The sequence below is a fragment of the Microcoleus sp. Pol14D4 genome, assembly GCF_036701245.1.
Taxonomy (GTDB): domain Bacteria; phylum Cyanobacteriota; class Cyanobacteriia; order Cyanobacteriales; family Microcoleaceae; genus Microcoleus.
On sequence record NZ_JAUBQM010000171.1, the window covers coordinates 1 to 3573 of the forward strand.

General features: G+C 47.4%; 3 protein-coding genes. 1 reads left to right on the top strand and 2 read right to left on the bottom strand.

All coding sequences use genetic code 11. The features are described 5' to 3' along the window. Window positions 1–137: 137 nt before the first annotated feature. Entirely contained in the window at window positions 138–1100 is a 963-nt protein-coding gene (locus tag QUA33_RS27800) for an aldo/keto reductase (RefSeq protein WP_333152955.1), read from the bottom strand. Window positions 1101–1416: 316 nt separating this feature from the next. On the opposite strand from QUA33_RS27800, the gene QUA33_RS27805 reads away from it, so the two are divergent. Then, complete coding sequence (locus QUA33_RS27805; protein WP_333152957.1) at window positions 1417–2301, top strand: AraC family transcriptional regulator; 885 nt, start codon at window positions 1417–1419, stop codon at window positions 2299–2301. A 70-nt stretch (window positions 2302–2371) separates the two neighbouring features. Here QUA33_RS27805 and QUA33_RS27810 read toward each other — a convergent pair whose 3' ends face one another. Beyond that, window positions 2372–3403 (bottom strand): NADP-dependent oxidoreductase, encoded by a 1032-nt coding sequence (locus QUA33_RS27810; RefSeq protein ID WP_333152959.1) that lies wholly within the window; start codon window positions 3401–3403, stop codon window positions 2372–2374. Window positions 3404–3573 lie beyond the last annotated feature (170 nt).

The window sequence follows — 3573 nt, forward strand, 5'->3', positions numbered from 1 at the left end:
CATCTTAACTTCTACTTAGATCCACCTCCCTCATTATACATGATTTATGATTTACAAATCATTTGCGATCGCTATAGTTAAGAGGCTATCTCTAAAGAAAAGTAAAGTTAGTCGAATTAGGCGATCGCCTCTCTCGATCACGTTGGCATCAGTTGCTGAAGGCGCTGTGGCTCCTCTCCCAGCCAATCTAGATTCTGGGCAGTGCTGTCGAAAATTGATGAGGTTTTGAATGGCTCAAACTCGCCGCGTGATGCTGCTTCTGCCGTTTTTGCTAAAAGCGATCGCACCTGCTCGTCATTCATTGGCTGGAACGTCCGCACCGCCTCAAACGCTTGATCGAGAATCTCCATGCTGTCAATTCCCGTAACGACAACCGATGTAGGTAGATTCAGCGCATAGTGCAGACACTCAATTGGCGTTACCGTATTTGACCGTAACAAAATCCCGTTTGCCATGCTTTTCATGCCAAGAATGCCGATGTCCTGTTTAACCAGTTCTGGCACAACCAGCTTCCCAAAGCTTCGGTAGTGTGCATCCATCACATTCAGCGGCATCTGAGCCGTATCAAACTTAAACCCATAACTAGCTGCAACTTTCAGCATATGCAGATGAATCTGGGGGTCTTTGTGTCCGGTGAAGCCAATATATCGGAGTTTGCCAGCTTCCCGCGCCTCAATTAAGGCGGCATTTGCCCCTTCTGGATCGAAAACTCGATGCGGATCCTCGAACCGGAGGATTTCGTGGTGCTGGACAAGATCGATGCAGTCAACTTGCAGGCGTTGCAGTGATTCGTCTAGCTGTCTTGCGGCTTCTTTCTTGGAACGGCCGTCGATTTTCGTCATCAGGAATACTTTGTCTCGGTAGCCATCGCGCAAGGCTTTCCCCATGCGAATCTCGCTGACTCCACCGTTGTAATCCCAACTGTTATCCATAAAAGTGATGCCGCGGTCGATCGCAGTGCGAACAATCCGGATACCCAGTTGCTCATCAACATACTTCAATCCGATGTGCCAACCACCCAATCCGATCGCAGAAACCCTCTCTCCTGTGCTGCCAAGAGTTCGGTATACCATTTCTGAGTTTGACGTACTTTCTGACATCTGTTCTCCTTGTTTTGCAGCTATTGCTTAAGTGCACATAGCCATGACCAAATTCAAACGCAAGGAAACGTTTACCACATCTTGCTAGAGACACAGTAGAACTGAGTATTGGCAGTTTAGGAGGTGTGAGGTACATGGTTGAGTTGATGCGTTATGCGATCGCTGAGCCGTGTTCATCGCGTTGGATCGTCACTGCGCTTAACAAAGGGGGTGAACGCCGTGGTTCCGAACCGAACACCTGTAGATTGAGCAATTTCTGTCAGGCTTCATGAATTCCAAGGGAATAGTATATTGATAGCCAAGGAGGATGCAACATTTGACAGAATCTGCTGAATACACCTATCACTCTAGATTCCGCAAAGTGCTTGAGTACATCGATTCTCATCTAGACGATGACCTTACTGTCGATCGGCTCAGCAACATTGCTGCATTCTCGAAATATCATTTTCACAGGCAGTTCTCTGAGCTTTTCGGAATTAGCGTATACAAATACGTTCAGCTCAATCGTTTGAAACGAGCTTCATATCAACTTGCCTTTCGCAACTATATGCAGATTGTCGATATCGCGCTGGCGAGTGGCTACGAAAACCATGAATCGTTTTCTCGTGCATTCAAAAAGAACATAGGGCAGACTCCAACAGAGTTCAGAGAGCATCCGCAGTGGAATCCTTGGCACTCGACTTACCAATTATTAAGTGACTTAAGGATGAAGCATATGAAACCAGAAAATCAGCCCGCGAAAGTTAAGCTAATCACCTTTAAAGACACCAAAGTAGCTGCTCTCGAGCACCGTGGCGATCCAAATCTCCTCGGGAATTCGATTCGCAAGTTTATCGAATGGCGAAAGCAGAACAATCTGACGCCCCAAGTCAGCGCTACTTTCAACATCCTTTACGATAATCCGTCGGAAACCTCGCCTGAAAACTATCGCTTTGACATTTGTGCATCAACAGAGCGAGATGTGGCTGACAACCCATTTGGAGTTGTAGAAAAAACCATTCCTGCTGGTAGATGTGCCGTATTGCGACACATCGGCGACGACGCTAACCTGGGCGAGAGCATCACTTATCTTTACTCGAAATGGCTCCCGTCGAGTACAGAAGAACCGCGAGACTTTCCACTGTTTCTTCAGAGAGTTAGTTTTTTTCCTGATGTACCTCAGCATGAGGCGATTACCGACGTCTTTCTGCCGCTCAAGTAATTCTTACAGGCGGTAAATATAGGGTTCGCACCACCAAGGGCAAAGTAGTGTTGATTTTTGCGCTATTCTTCTACCTTTCCCCTGGTTGCACGAACTCTTGTTTTAGCCGAACAATCAGCTTGCCAAAGTTTTTCCCTTGCAGTAAACCGATGAAGGCGTGCGGCGCGTTTTCCAGTCCCTCTACAACGTCTTCTTTATACTTGAGCTTACCTTCCTGCAACCACTGAGAAACATCGTTTACAAACTCTGCCTGACGGTGTTGGTAATCACCCACAAGAAAACCTTTGATTAACGCTCGTTTAACCAACAGTGGCATTAAATTAGGGCCAGGAGGAGGAGTTTCTGCGTTGTACTGCGAGATTAAACCAACCAGTGGTATTCTTGCCCCAAGATTAATCTGCTGCAAAACGGCTTCTAAAATTGGACCCGCCGTATTGTCAAAGTAAACATCAATTCCCTTATGACAAGCGGCTTTCAGTGCTGAACTGAGGTCTTGAGTTTTGCGGTTAATGCAGGCATCAAACCCTAATTCTTTGACTGCGTAATCGCATTTATCCTCACTCCCAGCCACCCCCACTGCCCGACAGCCTTTGAGTTTAGCAATTTGACCGACTACTGAACCGACTGCGCCAGAGGCAGCAGAAACGACAACTGTTTCGCCTGCTTGTGGTTGCCCAATATCAAGCAGCGCAAAATATGCCGTCATTCCCGGCATCCCCGTTATGCCCAAGGCATAGGAGATGGGTGCTTGATTGGGGTCAAGCTTGCGCAAGGTTTCGCCTTTCGATACGCCATAAGTTTGCCAACCCTCATAACCGAGCACAAAATCTCCGGCCCTGAATTGGGGATGGTTGGATTTCACTACTTGGCTAACTGTGCTACCGACCATCACGGAACCCAATTCTACGGGAGAAGCATAAGATTCGCGATCGCTCATGCGTCCGCGCATATAGGGGTCGAGGGAGAGGTAAATCGTGCGGTTGAGAACTTCGCCTTCCCCTGGTTCTGGGATTGGGGTTTCGACTAGGGCGAAATCACTCTCTTTGGGTTCGCCAACTGGGCGGCTTTTGAGTAAGATTTGTTGGTTAATTGAATTAGACATTGATGGTTCCTATTTTTTTCCAATGCTTTGAGCATCGATTAGTGCTGTACCAGGTTGGACAATCATCCCAACAAGCTTACTAACTATTGGAGTTGAGTAACTGCTCACCGCAACTGCATTGCGGTATCGCCAATGATGTCAGCGATAGGTATGCACTCCAGATAGGTGGT

Bases quoted from the DNA above. Each gene is read 5' to 3' on its own strand.
- QUA33_RS27800 (WP_333152955.1), bottom strand. From the start codon at position 1,100: ATGTCAGAAAGTACGTCAAACTCAGAAATGGTATACCGAACTCTTGGC.
- QUA33_RS27810 (WP_333152959.1), bottom strand. From the start codon at position 3,403: ATGTCTAATTCAATTAACCAACAAATCTTACTCAAAAGCCGCCCAGTT.